At 37.2% G+C, this 15,442-nt stretch carries 16 protein-coding genes; 1 reads left to right on the plus strand and 15 read right to left on the minus strand.

The genetic code is table 11. The features are described 5' to 3' along the window. Positions 1-255 precede the first annotated feature (255 nt). A complete protein-coding gene (locus ACTWQB_RS01005) occupies positions 256-1,923 on the plus strand; it encodes a M4 family metallopeptidase (protein ID WP_443137320.1) in 1,668 nt (555 codons plus the stop codon). Positions 1,924-1,962: 39 nt separating this feature from the next. Here ACTWQB_RS01005 and ACTWQB_RS01010 read toward each other — a convergent pair whose 3' ends face one another. From ACTWQB_RS01010 to ACTWQB_RS01080, 15 genes are all read right to left on the minus strand, one after another. Beyond that, complete coding sequence (locus tag ACTWQB_RS01010) at positions 1,963-2,748, minus strand: hypothetical protein (RefSeq protein WP_443137321.1); 786 nt, start codon at positions 2,746-2,748, stop codon at positions 1,963-1,965. A gap of 17 nt (positions 2,749-2,765) precedes the next feature. Beyond that, the gene (locus ACTWQB_RS01015) at positions 2,766-2,981 is read right to left on the minus strand and encodes a hypothetical protein (RefSeq protein WP_443137322.1); all 216 of its coding nucleotides are present in this window, start codon (positions 2,979-2,981) and stop codon (positions 2,766-2,768) included. 67 nt (positions 2,982-3,048) lie between these two features. Beyond that, the gene (locus ACTWQB_RS01020; RefSeq protein ID WP_443137323.1) at positions 3,049-3,564 is read right to left on the minus strand and encodes a hypothetical protein; all 516 of its coding nucleotides are present in this window, start codon (positions 3,562-3,564) and stop codon (positions 3,049-3,051) included. 11 nt (positions 3,565-3,575) lie between these two features. Continuing rightward, entirely contained in the window at positions 3,576-4,244 is a 669-nt protein-coding gene (locus ACTWQB_RS01025; protein WP_443137324.1) for a Tad domain-containing protein, read from the minus strand. Beyond that, on the minus strand, positions 4,244-4,627 hold the full coding sequence (locus ACTWQB_RS01030; RefSeq protein WP_443137325.1) for a TadE/TadG family type IV pilus assembly protein: 384 nt from the start codon (positions 4,625-4,627) through the stop codon (positions 4,244-4,246). The genes ACTWQB_RS01025 and ACTWQB_RS01030 overlap by 1 nt, the downstream gene beginning before the upstream one ends. A 23-nt stretch (positions 4,628-4,650) precedes the next feature. Beyond that, positions 4,651-5,355, minus strand: a complete 705-nt coding sequence (locus tag ACTWQB_RS01035; RefSeq protein ID WP_443137326.1) for a hypothetical protein — start codon at positions 5,353-5,355, stop codon at positions 4,651-4,653. A gap of 146 nt (positions 5,356-5,501) precedes the next feature. Continuing rightward, positions 5,502-6,908 (minus strand): hypothetical protein, encoded by a 1,407-nt coding sequence (locus ACTWQB_RS01040; RefSeq protein WP_443137327.1) that lies wholly within the window; start codon positions 6,906-6,908, stop codon positions 5,502-5,504. A 2-nt stretch (positions 6,909-6,910) separates the two neighbouring features. Further along, a complete protein-coding gene (locus ACTWQB_RS01045; protein ID WP_443137328.1) occupies positions 6,911-7,633 on the minus strand; it encodes a hypothetical protein in 723 nt (240 codons plus the stop codon). Between the two features lie 48 nt (positions 7,634-7,681). Beyond that, complete coding sequence (locus ACTWQB_RS01050) at positions 7,682-9,010, minus strand: vWA domain-containing protein (RefSeq protein WP_443137329.1); 1,329 nt, start codon at positions 9,008-9,010, stop codon at positions 7,682-7,684. Between the two features lie 57 nt (positions 9,011-9,067). After that, on the minus strand, positions 9,068-10,483 hold the full coding sequence (locus ACTWQB_RS01055) for a VWA domain-containing protein (RefSeq protein ID WP_443137330.1): 1,416 nt from the start codon (positions 10,481-10,483) through the stop codon (positions 9,068-9,070). Positions 10,484-10,513: 30 nt separating this feature from the next. After that, entirely contained in the window at positions 10,514-11,941 is a 1,428-nt protein-coding gene (locus tag ACTWQB_RS01060; RefSeq protein ID WP_443137331.1) for a VWA domain-containing protein, read from the minus strand. 35 nt (positions 11,942-11,976) lie between these two features. Continuing rightward, positions 11,977-12,195, minus strand: a complete 219-nt coding sequence (locus ACTWQB_RS01065) for a Flp family type IVb pilin (RefSeq protein ID WP_443137332.1) — start codon at positions 12,193-12,195, stop codon at positions 11,977-11,979. A gap of 22 nt (positions 12,196-12,217) precedes the next feature. Further along, entirely contained in the window at positions 12,218-13,153 is a 936-nt protein-coding gene (locus ACTWQB_RS01070; RefSeq protein ID WP_443137333.1) for a type II secretion system F family protein, read from the minus strand. 3 nt (positions 13,154-13,156) lie between these two features. Then, complete coding sequence (locus ACTWQB_RS01075) at positions 13,157-14,086, minus strand: type II secretion system F family protein (protein WP_443137334.1); 930 nt, start codon at positions 14,084-14,086, stop codon at positions 13,157-13,159. Continuing rightward, positions 14,058-15,428, minus strand: a complete 1,371-nt coding sequence (locus ACTWQB_RS01080) for a CpaF family protein (protein ID WP_443137335.1) — start codon at positions 15,426-15,428, stop codon at positions 14,058-14,060. The genes ACTWQB_RS01075 and ACTWQB_RS01080 overlap by 29 nt, the downstream gene beginning before the upstream one ends. Positions 15,429-15,442 lie beyond the last annotated feature (14 nt).

The raw sequence follows: 15,442 nt of genomic DNA on the forward strand, positions 1-15,442 counted from the left end.
AGGAAAAACTTGCAAACTATTAACCTTTTTATAGTTCATAATCCCTAAAAACATTCGTCACACGAAGTATCATACTATAGTATTAATACTCTTCTATCACTTGCTCTAACTACGCTAAATAAACCTTTTGCAGGCTTTCACTCAAACTTTTTAACTATTGTTTAAATTTTCTAAATATAATGATAACTAATCATGACGATTCCTCTCTATCAATCTATAATGACTATTAATAATCTATTGGGAGGGGTTTATTTTATGAAAATGCGTAAAGCAACCAGTGTTGTTTTAGCATCATCGCTATTATTTGGTGGTTTTCAAACAAGCCACGCACTTATGCAGGAGGATGTACAAGCACCGAACGTTTTATCTCAACAAAAAGTGAAAGAATTTAAGGAACACGTTCCGGTATTTGTACAGGAAATGCACCAAGAGCGTTTCGCAAACAGTGATGTTAAGAACGCAAAAGCTTACTTGAACAAACAAAAAAACAAGCTTGGCATTCAAAAGACAGAAGAAAACCTAAAAGCTAAAAAGGTCGAAACAGATGAACTAGGCATGACCCATGTTCGATTCAATCAAGAGAAGAACGGCATCCCTATTGAAGGCACAGAAGTGATTGTTCACTTTAACGACCAAAATGAAGTCGTTGCGATGAACGGTCATGTCAGTGAAGAAAACGCCTTAGAAAATTTAGATACAACTCCTAAGCTAAGCGCTAACGAAGCTATGGAGATTGCTAAAACAGATGTAAAAGCCCCTAAAGAGCTAAGGTATAAGCCGAAATCCGAGCTTGTTGTATACCCGTTTGAAGGAGAAAATTATTTAGCTCATAAGGTTAACGTCACATTCATGTCAGATGACCCAGGAAACTGGTTTGTCTATGTCGATGCCCATAGCGGACAAGTCATTGACAAACTTAATGCGCTACACCCGTTAGAAGAATATGAAATGGAGGATCATAAAGGCGTAGGTACTGGCGTTCATGGCGAACATCGCGGAGACCTCCACATGTCCCGCACCAAAGCAGATGGCGACAGCACGAAGTTTATGCTAGCTGACCATTCACATGAAGGGTTAGAAGGTATTTTTACGTATGACTACAAAACTGGAGAACTTGTGACGAACGAAAGTGCTTCATTTAAAGAGGAAGAGCATGCACCAGGTGTCGATGCGCATTATAACTCCGAACAGGTGTATGACTACTATAAAGAAGCCCATGATCGTAATTCTTTAGATGATGAAGGAATGGCGATTGTGTCATATGTTAACTTTGGAAACAATTACAATAACGCGTTTTGGAACGGACGTCACATGACTTATGGTAATGGCGATGGTGATTTCTTAGTACCATTATCAGCCGGCCTCGATGTCGCTGCACACGAAATGACCCACGGCGTTATTACAAATACTGCTAATCTAGTCTATCGAAATCAATCAGGTGCCCTTAACGAAGCCTATGCAGATATATTCGGAGCGATCATTGACGATGAAAACTGGGAGCTAGGTGAGGACATTATGGGACCAGGCGCGATTGAAGACGGACGCACAGCACTTCGTAGCCTGAGCGACCCAAGTAAATTCCCAGTCAATGAAGCGTATATTCCATACGGTAACGGTGAGGGAATGTACCCATCTCACATGGATGAATACTATGACTTACCATGGTATTTAGACAATGGTGGCGTTCACATCAACTCGTCAATCATTAACCATGCAGCTTACTTAACTGCACAAGAAATCGGACGAGAAGCATTAGGTCAAATATATTACCGCGCACTCGTTCACTATCTAACACCTAACTCCGACTTCCAAGAAGCTAGACAAGTGATTGTTCAATCAGCAATCGACTTATACGGTGAAGGAAGCGAGGAAGTCCAAGCGACAGCAAGCGGCTTTGATCAAGTTGGGATTAATGAAGAATAAATAAAATGAAGCCTTCGCGTGTGCGGAGGCTTCATTAATTTAGTCAACATCCCTATAGCGAGATTTAAATTGATACCCATCAAACCAATTTTCTGTAGTAAATGAATACTTCATCCAAACATCAGCTGTTGAATTAGTTTCTTCAGTTTCAACCAACTTAATTTCCCCTGGCTCTAACCTCATAACCTTAGATTCTATTTCCTTCTGTGTACTACCGTCTCTATTTACGGTTCTAATTAGAAATTGAACTTCTTTAACCTCATCCATATTGTTTCTGGCATAAAACACATTATATATCTTAAAATCACAATTTCTTCTTCTAAGGCACCTGTCTTCTGAAACGGCTAACCTTAAACCAATTTCTTCATCATCCACTTGTTCGAGTTCACTATAGGCATTGTTCAAGGCAATGGTATAATCTAATTTGTTAGCCGCTGGATAAATCCAAGCCATAAAAATAAACATGCTTACTGCTAAAAACGTAGTAAAGATCCACATGGCTTTTGGATCATGAAGGTTTTTAGGTAATGGATTTTTGCGATATCGAAATGTTATACCTAAATTTATAAGACCAATAATGATGAATATAGTTAATGAAACTATCAAACCCCCGATAAGGTTTGAATGGTCCATAAAAATTGGTAGTTCATATTTACTTTTTTGATAAATGGCTAACACCAATATTAATAAACATATTGTGATAAAAAGAAATAATGGGCCCTTCTTATTTAATTTCTCTTTCTTACCTTTTTTTACATTAATATAAGAAACATACAACCACATATAAGGGATGATTCCTATTATTATAAAAGTATAATCAACCATGATTGTGCCCCTTTATATCATGCTGAATGGTTATAATCATTCTCTTTAATAGTATTTAAATATCTTTTTCTCATTATGGGTAATCCCACACCTAATACCACAGCCGTTATTACAGATCCGATTGCAGCAGTACCATTAATTAACTCAACAAGTGTTACAGGGATGTATATAACATAAGCAAAAATCATTAAAAACAAGAATAGTCTTTTTACACCTTTTTCTGATCTAAACATGTTTACACCTCTTTTTTGGAGTTATGTTTTAAAACTTTTTTGTTTGAGTTATATGAATCAATTTAACTCAAACATCTCCCTCTTCAAACTCAATATCATATTCTTCTTCAAACTCTATGATCTTGTTTTCTACTTCTTGAGTTAATTCATCAAACTCAACCATTAACTCATCCACTTCGGTCGATGCTTCAGCGGCTTCTTCCTCAGTCATTTCACCATTAGCCAACTGACCTAATATGTCCACTTCAAGTTTCATAGCTTCATGCCAAGCAGTTATTTGTTTCTTTCGTAAATCATGATAGTCTTTTACAGCTTCTGACTCCGGGTCTTTTGATTCAAGATTAGTTACCATTTTGCCAACAAGATCGGGTAAATCTTTCTGCATCTCATAATTCTCTTCAATTGTTGTTGCTGTTGCTGCTTGTTGAATAATTCCTTCAATTTCACCAAGCACTTCATCGTTATACTCAATTAAATCATTATGGTAACTAATGATCTCTTCCTGCTCCTCCGAACCGCTACATGCAGCTAATACTAATGACAACAACAGAACTACCACTAACCCCTTCATCAAGTTCTTCATTCAATCGTCTCCTATTCTTCTAAATTAATTGTTCTTGGATTTCCCCAGATTTCCTCTAGAAAGTCAATTTTAGGTCCTGAGGAGTTTTGATACACATTATCTTGAAAACTCTCAATAATATTGCTATATGTTGTGGCCGTAAACTCTTTAGAAGCCTTTACATGAAATTTATTATTCTTAATTTCCAGTTGAGCATCTTCTAATAGTCCATCGTTCTTTTGAATAGTATTCTTAACACTTCTAATGACTTTTTGTTTATCCACTCTACTTTTCAAGAATCCCTCTAGTTCAACTCGATAGTCTGAGCTATTTAATTCTTCATTTAATACCTGATCAAATGCTTCAATTTCTATTTCTCTTATAGACCAACCTACGTAACCACCTGAACTTTCTAATTGTCCTTTACGCTCATCAACTTTTTCTTCAAAGTCTTCGAAGAATGCATGTAAAACTCCTTCCAAAGTTTCTTCTTCATATTCTTCGATGGCGCTTCTGACCTCTTCATAAAAAACACTAGTCGCTACCATACTCGCTTGTTGTGCAATTGAAGCAGATTTTTCTTTCGTCGCAAACACGCTTCCTAAATTTAATACAAAAACAAATAACACCATGTTAATAATAAGCAGGCCTAATACAAATATAGCAATGTTTCCACGTTCATTATTCAGTATCTTCTTCATCACTCAATCACCCTACTGTGAGCTTCGGTTGTAAAATTAATCGTAGGCGTTTGTGTCCCAAAAATTTGGTCCGGCAAGAAAATTAATTGAATACTGGCGTTGACCGTCGTCGAGAACTCTCTACTTGCTGTGTTAGTTCCACTAATTGATCCACTTAGGTAACTCGTTGAATCTAAAATACTTTTAGCTGCAGCTCTTGCTTCTGAATCATTTTCCGTAACAGAGTACACTTTCGCATACTCATTAGCAGCTGATTGCGCAACAATTACACCATGAACACTCACGATGAACTGAATCATGATTGCTAGTAGGATAAAAGCTAATGGAACAATCCCTAGAAATTCAATTGTCGCAGAACCTTCTTCAGATTTGATTTTCTTCATTAGCTTTTATCCTCCTTAGTAGGTTATAGGTTTCGAGTGTCTTTTTTTATGTTATCAAGGTATCTGTCTTGATCTTGATCAAGCTTTTCTAAAGCAGCTCTCTTATGTTCTTCTTTAGATATATCATCGCGCTGTGGTACATAATTGATTTTCTTAATCTCAATATCTATTCTCTTCTTAGAGTTAGCAAACTGGTTAACAAACATTTTAATATCTTTATAGTTTTCCTTTTTATATTTACCATCCTTTAAATAGCCTTGTATGGTTTTAAATGTCTCAACCATATCTCGAGATGTCTTGATAATGTGGTACTGAAGAAAGTCTAACTCAGCGACTAAATCTTTCAATTCACTTACATCTTCAAGAGTAAACTTCTGTTTGTCTTCTACTTTTCGGTCAATAAATTGTTTGCCTTTTTCCATTGTTTTCAAGTGATTATCGTGCAAAGTTAAGATTCGACTCATATAGTCATAGCCCTTTTGTAGATTTTCTTTCTCCGCACTACTATTTGCATCATTTATTGATTCCTCTAGAAAATCCTTTGTCAGTTCATAAGCACCCATATTAATTTGACTTCTGTCTGATCCCAAAACTATTAAACTATTTAGTAATCTATTTAAAATAATAATTTCTTTAAAGGCAAATTCATAATCCTCTTGAGCAGCTTCAATATCAGATATAATTGACAGTTTTACTCCTTTTGTAATTCGGTTTTTATAATCTACCATGTAAAAATTGATGCCCTTATAATAAAGGTGATTATTAACGATCCTGTATCTTTCCAATGCTTTTTTATACTTTTTGGCTTTCATAATTAAATTTTGGTCTGTTATTTCCAAATGATCACCCTCAATGTGCTAAAGTTTGTAATAACTTAAGAAAAAAATCCTTTAATTTTATCAAACGTTTTCTTACCACTATCAACCAATGAATCTGTCATAGATTTAACAGTTTTCTTATTGAACCCTTTCCAATTCTTTGAAACAAACTTAGTCCCTCTTGATGCTAACCATAGGCCCGCTCCTGCTGCTCCAACACCAAGTCCTAAAACTGGGTTAACTGCAGCTATAGCTACACTAGCATTCATCATCGTATTTCCTACACCCGTCCCTACATCTGCTCCTGCAGCGAATTTATCAGGTGTAGATGCATTACTTCCTAATACATCGGTAAAAGTATCAATTTTATTGTAAGTATCTATTCCTGATAACACTGTACCAACAGCTGACCCTGCTATATTAAATTTGGATAATGCTCCAACTGCAGCAGGGTGTGGTGGTGAAACCCCACTATTTACAACTTTAGCAGCATTCGCTAAATCCTGTGCATTGTCAACTGATGAACTTAAGTCCTTTGCGCTTTTAGCAGCATCTAAGTACTGTTTAGTTTTTATGGTATCAACTGTACCTTTAACTAATTTTTTTGAGTTTGATGCCGTATCATAAGTATCAAATAAAATATTATCTCCTAGACCCAGCTTTAACCCATTCATTAATATGTTTCTTCGAAATTCTCCAACAGATGAATAACCAAACTTTGAATCAAAACCCATGCCTTTCATGTTTTCACTAGTTAAGAAATTACCAATTAAATTTGCTTGGCCTTGAATAACTCCCTTAGCCAAGTAGTCCATAGTTTTGTAGCCGTCCGAATTAATTGTATTTATAAATTGATCATTCCAAGATTTCAATACATTAATACCGCCATTAATAGCATCAGGATCATATGCAAATCCTACTTGGGTAAAAGGTAAACCTATCGTACCATTTCCATTAAATGCACCTAACACCCACGGATTACCCTGAGTCCCCGTGCCGTTGAACCCATTCTGTAACCATGGATTTCCGGTTGTTACAGAGCCATTAAATCCATTCTGCAACCAAGGGTTCCCAGTCGTTGCAGAACCACTAAAACCATCTTGGGACCACGGGTTACCTACATAACCGTTAGCTGTCCACCCTTGCAAATGCCATGGTAAGGTCTTCCATGAGGTGTCTGGATTAATCCCTTGCATAGGGTCTCCCGTCCAACCTTCACCTTGAGTTCCTTCTCCAGTCCAAGGATCACCTTCAGTCCCGTTACCTTCCCACGGATTACCTTCCCATTGTAAGTGCGATCCGTCCCACGGTTTACCTTCCCACGGGTCACCTTCCCAAGTATCTCCTGTCCAAGGGTTACCCGACCATGAATCAACCGCAAATGCCACAGGTGTGAACAATGGATAAAAAGCAATAATCGCAACGATTAAAGAAATAAACACTCTCTTTAATTGTCTAAACACATCTACACCCCTATCTCACTTTTTTCTTGAATAACGTCAAATGTTTCAAGCTGCTCTCGCCATTTAATGATTAGCGACGTCATCCACATGATTAAAAATGGAAAAAACAATAGATTAATGGTCATCTGGGTGATCATCTGTGCTGCAAATGAAGATGTTATGTTAAATAATTGGTATGTAACAAATATGCCGAATAATAACTCAACCATCCCTAAGAGGAATAGCATTAATGAGATCTTCACGAAACGCTTCTTCCCTATTCGAAAGCCTTCCTTAAATGATTTCCAAGTCGATTTCTCATCAAAGATACTAATATAAGGAACAGGAAAAACTAATGCTAGTAAGATTAATCCCGGAAGTAAAAATAGCATAAATCCAATGGTACTTAGTAAGGCTGTGATACACGCGAACACAAATACCGTAAATCCATTAACTAGAAAAATATAAATTGAGTTTTTAAGACTGTGTTCTTTCCCGATGTGTTCGTTGTATACGTAACGAATATAAGGCGTTTGAGCATATAGAAATAATAATAACGTCAAAAAGCCATTATAAATATCCGCTACAGAGTAAATAGGCGAATAACTTGGAGTAATGGCATATATGTAGTTCGTGACGAAAGAATGTATTAATAGAAGTGGTAATGTGGTGGTTAACATTAACACTAAGATTTGCTCAAACTTACCTGTATAAAGTTCCCATGTATTTTTTAAAGGTTGATCCATATTAAACCTCTCCAACTTTTCCTAATATGGTAGTTTAATAGATTATTTTTATTGCTTGCTCTTCTCCATCATTTCATCCAGTCGATTAATGGTTTGCTCATGTTCATCTTCCATTGCACTTTTATGATCTTCATATTGTTGGTCATTAAACTCTGATAATTTATTTGCTCTGTCATCGATAAGCTCTTTTAAGTCATTTTCAATTTCTTCATCTATTTGTTCTGTTTCAACCAACAGTTGTACGGCGCGGTTATACAACCTTCCTTCTTGATTTATGATGTTGCGAAATTCAGAAGAGATACTGTTTAGCTCATCGTTCTTGCCGATTTTATCCCAATTAATATCCGTTTTCTCTAGTGCAGCCCAAATATTATTACCTGCTTCACGAACAGCATTATTTATATTTTTAAGCGCAGCATCTACTAAACCTTCACCAGACTTAACATTAGTAAATTCGCCACCACCAGCCTCAGCTACTGCCTTTAATTGTTGCTGGGCTTCATTCCCAACATCAAAACCAATGATATTAACGGCGGTTGCAATTCCTGAATTATGCAACTCCTTCGCTGCTTGAACAGGGTCTCCTCCACAAGTCTCTTCACCATCACTAATGATATAAACCGTACTCTCAACATCATCACTAGAATGCTCTATCAAGTCATTATCTGCTGCCTCAATGGATGCGGCTAAAGGCGTCCAACCAACTGGTTCAAAATTAGACAAAGCTTCTTCAAAATTACCGCTATCATAATGATCTAATGGGTAAACAACTTCAGAGCTAGCGCAAGATAGTTCTTTATCCGAATCGCTACTACTGCCCTCATGTCCGTAGACTCTTAGCATAATCTGAGCATCTTCTGGTAACTGTGATACAAACTCTTTTAAGGCGTTCTTAGCTGATTCCATCTTAGTCTCATTACCAACATAAGCTGCCATACTTCCACTTGCATCCATTAACAACGCAATGTGTTGCTGTTTTTCCTCTGACTCTTCACCTTCTTCAGGTTTTGCCCCCTCAGGCGCACCTTCGATTGTAAATGTTGGATCAAAGTCATCGTACCTACTTAATGCTGATTGATAATCTGCTGCTAGCAATTGCGTTAAATAGTTATAAATTTCTTGAGCTGAAGCTTCTCCCGGTAGTTCTACAAGCTGTTGTTTTAACAATTCCTCATCTATATCATCCATTGAAAACAACTCTCCGGGGCCCTCTGCGACCATTCCTTCTGCATCAAATGCGGCTTCTGGTAGTTCAATAGATTCACCTGCCACTTCTTCATCTTTCTCTTCACTCGAATCTGCATTTTGATTAGAACAACCAGAGATTAAAACAAATAGAAATATTGCTGCACTAAACCACCATTTTAATCGAACCACATAACTCAGCTCCTGTACCACTGGTATCTTCCATTTCTTAGATACATTATTTCAGTTTTACTCTTCAGAAGTTTGAGATTTGTATTTCTCTTCTACGAGCTCTTTTGCTTCTTGTAAAGATTTTTCACTTAATTCTTCCATCTCAGACTCTAATTTATGTCCTACTTCTTCAATTTCATCCATTACGGTATTAATTCTATTTTGAAGTTCTTTTTTTTGTTCAAATGTTATAAACTCTAATCCTTCCAAAACATCTGACAAACTATGCAAGTTATTACTCACACCTAATGTGGTAAAGTACCAGTCGTTACTGATACTTAGAATGTCAAAATAATTATCAGTTTCTTCAACATCAATATCATACATAGTATCTTCTTTCCATTTATCCCATGCTTCTAGAACTAGTTCAGCACGATTAAACTCTTCTTGTAACTCTTCTTCATTATTTGCTGAGGCGAATATTCCGCCTGTCACCTCTGCCATTTTTTCAAGTTGTCGTTGAGCTTCTGCATCTGTTTGAAATCCTATGATGTTAATAATCGGTTGAGCGTTTGAATCTGAAAGTGCTTTTGCAACAGCTACTGGATCTCCATCACAGGTCTCGATTCCATCACTAACGACATAGATTAGATTGGTGTGAGTATTAGAATCAAACTCACTTAATGCTTCTTGTGATTGTTTTAAAGCATCAGCTAACGGAGTCCAACCACTTGATTCAAATTGGTTGAGAGCTTCTTGGAATTCTGCTTCCTTATAAGTATCAAACCCATATACCTGTTCAATGGAGCTACATGATAACTCTTTATCGCTGTCCGCACTTGTTCCTTTATGCCCATACACTCGTAAAGACACATTGGCTTCTTCTGGCACTTCAGCTAAGAAATTATTGATGGCTTCTTTCGCCACATCCATTCTTGTTTGACTCCCCGCATAGTTCGCCATACTACCACTAGAGTCTAAGATAATCTCCACATTATAATTCTCTTTAAAATGAAATTTAGAATCTGGTAAATCTGGATCCCCAAAGGAAGCAAATTCCCATTTTTTTATGACGTCTTGTGGATCCGGATAATCCTGAGCTAGCAACCAATACATTTCTCTTAAATATAATTCGTATTCTTTATCTGTTGGATTTTCACTCATTGGGCCAATATCTTGCATCGCTTGCTCAATTTCCTCTTCTAAATCATAGATATTATCAACATTTGCAAAAGGGCCTGGCGGCTGACTAGCCAACCCTTCCACATCTGTTGGAATGGGGTCAAGATCTTCTAGTGAAATAGCCGACTCTGTATCTTCAAATTCTTCATTCTCGTTATGATTTTCTTCCATTGATTCATCTTCATTTGCATTGTCTTCAACAGATTTTTCAGATGCTAGCGGCTCATTGTTTTCTTCATCGTTTCCTTCTTTGCTACAAGCGGTTATTACAGTCATTAGGCTGACTAGTATTAATAATAGTTTAAATCTCATCCGACATGACTCCTAGCTTCTTAATTCACCTTACTCTTCTGAAGTTTGAGATTTGTATTTCTCTTCTACAATTTCTTTCGCCTCTTGTAGGTTTTTATCTCTTAATTCCTCAAGGTCTTTTTCGAGTTGATCAACGGTTGTGTCAATTTCATCTATAATGGGCTTAATTCTTCTTTTTAATTCTTTTCTTTGGCTATGTGTAAAAATTTCAAGATTTCGTGATATGTCTACCATATTATTCATTCGATTACTAATTTTCATTGTTGTAAATGACCAATCATTATGCAGTCCCATAATATCAAAGCTACTATTGACTCTTTTTGCGTCTAAATCCCGCATGGCATCATTTTTCCAATCTTTCCATGCATCTAGTACTTCCTCTGCACGATTGAACTCTTCTTGAAGTTCTTCTTCATTACTTGCAGAGGCAAAGATTCCACCAGAAACCTCAGCCATTTTTTCTAGTTGCTTTTGTGCTTCGGCATCCGTTTGGAAACCAATAATGTTGATAATTGGCTGAGCGCTGGACTCGGATAACTCCTTCGCTACAGCTACGGGGTCTCCGTCACACGTCTCAATTCCATCACTCACGACATAAATTAAATTTGTATTTTTTTCAGAATCAAATTGACTTAGTGCTTCTTGTGACTCCTTTAATGCATCAGCCAAAGGAGTCCACCCCATTGGTTTGAATTGATTTAACGCTTCTTGAAACTTGCCCTCGTTGTAAGTATTAAACCCATACACTTGTTCAATTGCATTACATGACATCTCTTTATCACTATCTGCCCCTGTCCCTTTATGCCCATAAACTCTTAGAGACACATTAGCTTCCTCCGGGACTTCCGACAAGAACTCGTTAATAGATTTCTTAGCCACATTCATTCTTGAACCATTACCAGTTGGATTGGCCATAGACCCACTTGAATCTAGTATAATTTCAACATTATAATTCTCTTTAAAGCTAAATTTAGAACCTGGTAAGTCAGGGTCACCAAATGAAGCAAATTCCCATTTTTTGATAACATTTTCTGGGTCGGGGTAGTCCTCTGCTACTAGATAATAAATATAACGTAAATATTTTTCATATTCTTCATCAGTAGGTTCTTCACTCATTGGACCTAATACATCCATTTGTTCCTTTATCTCTTGTTCCAAATCAAATAAACTATTTACACCAGCGAATATCCCTGGTAGTTGGTTTGCTAACCCCTCAACATCTGTTGGTATAGGTTCAATTTCATCTAAAGTAACTTGATCTTCTTTAGCTACTTTTTGAACTTTTTTTGATTCTTCTGATTCATTAGATTCACCACTATTATGATTATCATCTGTCTCAACTTTGCTATTCTGTTCTATATTATCTTCACTTTTATTAGATGTTTCATTCTCTTGCTTACTACAACCTGCAATTAAAGTTACAAATAGTAATATTATTAATAGAGATTTTTTCCACATTAATTATTCTCCTTATTGTAGTTCAGATTTTATTATTAATTTCCTCCACCAATATCTTCGATTAAATTGTTAAACTTCGTCACCAGCGTATTACCAAAATCCCCACCACTAAACGCTTGCGAAATTACTCCAACCAAGATCACAATTACCGCCGCAATACCAATCCACTCTAATGTCTGCGATCCTCTTTCATCCTGCTTAAAACCCTCTACCTTGTTCATCATTCTTGAGTACATGCTTACTAACAAGTTCATTTAAAATTCCTCCTTATATTTTTTAAAATAAATTAAATATGCTATTATCACCCATCAACATGTTCATGATCATTAATCCTGCAATGATCAATATGGAAACAGGTGCGATTAAAAAGGTTGTCACTAACGTCACTTTTGGTGATGCCTTAGCTGCAAGTTCTTTCACTTGCTCTTGCCTGATTTGTCTCAGGTCATCGGCTTGCACTTTGAATGTTTGAGCAATAGGAATCCCTAACTGTAACCCCTGAATAAGTCCTTTGATGAGCGACTGAAACTCTTCATTTTCATTTCGTTTTAGTAATTCTCGGTATGCCTTTTCTCTTGGGACCCCTAAATCGATTTCTTGGTTGAACCTTGAGAATTCTTCTCTTATTGGCCCATCAAAATGAAGGATGACTTCTCTTAAAGCCTGATCCAGACTTACACCAGCTTGTAAACTCGTGCTGATCGTGTCCATGAAGTCCGGTAAATCGCGTCTAATTGCTTGTTGTCGTTTCTTCACTTCTCTTCTAATCAAGATAATGGGTAAGAAGTAACCTATCACTGGGTTAAACACCAACATATATTGTGCAAACGGAAATCCTATTAATACGGCTAAAACACCTGTGATGAATCCTACAATTAACAGGAAAATCTTTAAACCTTGAAATCTAGCAACCGTTAGTTTTAACGGATTTCCTGATTTCCTAAGCCACTCTTCAACCATGTAGTTCTCGCTAAAGAAGTTTACACGCTGTCCTAAATCGGAGAATTCATCAGCGTATTTTGTCATGAACTGGAATAGTTCAGCTCTTCGGTTCTTTTTCTTTTCCTTCTTTTCAAACGGGTCCGTGTCTGTCACGTCTGATACATGGTCCAAGACACTTCTTTTATCTTTCAGGAAAGACCAATAATGTTTTAAAAACAACAATGTACAAAACCAGAAAGCTATAATTGATAAAATGATTAATGCATCCATAGGCTACACCTTTATATCCGTAATTTTTCTTATTAAAATAAACGACAAGACTATCGCACCCATAAACAAGACAAGTAGCACTAGCCCAAACCCGGACCAAAGTGGATCGATAAATCCATCTATGACATTATTCATGACTAGCAGCAAAAACACCGGAAGGGCTGGCACAATAAATGAGATATATTTTTGTTCTGACGTCATCGTTTTTATGATTTGGTTCAATATTTTGCGATCCTCAAATGTATTGGCCATTGTTTCGAGTGTGAGAGCGAGATTTCCGCCTGTTTTCTTTTGAATCAGTAAGGTTGCGATAAAGAGGTTAAAGTCTCGCGATTTGTTCCTCTTTTGTACATCTCTAAGGGCTCGTTCTAGAGTGACTCCCATTTTCAGTTCATTAGAAATCTTTTTGAACTCAGCTCCCGCTGGACCGCTAAGTTCTCTTGCGACGATATCAATTCCTTGGTTAACCGTTAAGCCTGACCTGGCCGCATTTCCAAGTAATCGACAGACTTCACTTAATTGCTCGTTGAACCTGGCTTCGTAGCTGTTTTTTCTAAAATAGAATAGTAGATAATTGGCTATAAAAAGGATTCCTAAAGGTAGTAGAAGGCTAACATTAAATGACATGCCGAAGATCGACGACATCATGACAAAGAGTGCCATGTAACCAACAATTAAGATTCCAACGTATTCAGAAGGTAAAAGTTTTAAGTTTGCATTATGTAATTTATCTTTGAGGGCTTGGGAGGACTCTCTTTCATCAAAACGATCCCCCCATTTACTAATAAAACTTTTACGTTCTTCTTCTGGAAACCATTCTTTTACTTTCATATTCCATTCTTTCTTTTGAGACCTAAACCCCAGGAAGTAATACCCCGCAAGCAGCAAGGACAAAATAGCTAAGCTATAAAGTATAGACACTGCTATGTTCATCCGTGTATACCTCCTTTGCTTCAAAGAAAGTTGGACGTATTTCAATTCCATGTACCCTTAGGTGTGGCAGGCATTTAGGTAAAACACCTGTTGGCGTGAACCGACCAATGACATTCCCTTCTTCATCCATCCCAGTGCGTTGGAATTTAAAGATATCTCTGACTTCGATTTTTCCACTTGCTGTTTTTTCTACTTCCGATATGTTCATGATTTTACGTGTACCATCTGTCAGTCTTTGAACTTGAACGATATAATCCAATGCACCGGTAATATAGTCACGAATAACGCCTGTTGTTAGGTCCATGCCAGCCATGACGACCATCCCTTCAACACGGTTAATGGCATCAATTGGGGTATTGGCATGAACGGTTGTCATCGAACCCTCGTGACCCGTGTTCATCGCTTGAAGCATGTCAAAAGCCTCTGGTCCACGAACCTCACCGACGATAATTCGATCGGGTCTCATTCTTAATGAGTTCTTGACCAATTGTCTAATTGAAATTTCACCTTCACCTTCTACGTTTGGTGGGCGAGCTTCCATGCCAACCGCGTTCGGTCGTTCTAAACGTAACTCTGCTGAGTCTTCGATTGTAATCACGCGTTCTTTATGTGGTATTGATTTTGCTAATGCATTTAGCAGTGTCGTTTTACCACTACCTGTTCCTCCAGATATTAAGACACTTAATTTCGTCTTAATGAGAGACTGCAAGAATATGGACATCTCTTCTGTAAAGGTCCCGAACTTTTGCAAGTCATCCATCATAAATGGTGTTTTACGGAACTTTCTAACTGATAAGAGCGTTCCACCTAAACTAATAGGGTTTATAACCGCATTGACACGACTGCCATCTGGCAATCTAGCATCTACCATTGGCGAACTTTCATCGATACGTCTTCCAAGGGGCGCAACAACACGGTCCACGATATGCCGTACATGGTCCTCATCTTTAAAAGACACGTTCACTCTTTCAAGTTGACCACCTTTTTCCACGTAAACTTCGTTAGGCGCATTGACTAAAATCTCTGTGATGTCATCATCTTTAAGTAATGGCTCAAGGGGACCAAACCCAACACTTTCATCAATCAACATCGAAAGCATCCGTTTTTTGTCTTGCTTCGGGATGACGACTTTTTCTTCAGACATAAACTGATTGACGAACCGTTCAATTTTTAATCGTTTGTCGGAATCACTTAAACTCGTAATTTGTTCAAGGTTGACTTCAGTAAGTAAACGAGATTTATAGTGTTCGACTAACTCTTCAATGTAACCCGAATTCGACCGAATACTTGAATCGATTTCGTTTTCTAATCTTTCTTTAGACTCCCTTTGAAAAAGCGACATTTCCTCACCCCTTT

Source organism: Piscibacillus sp. B03, from assembly GCF_052246295.1.
GTDB lineage: Bacteria > Bacillota > Bacilli > Bacillales > Alkalibacillaceae > Piscibacillus.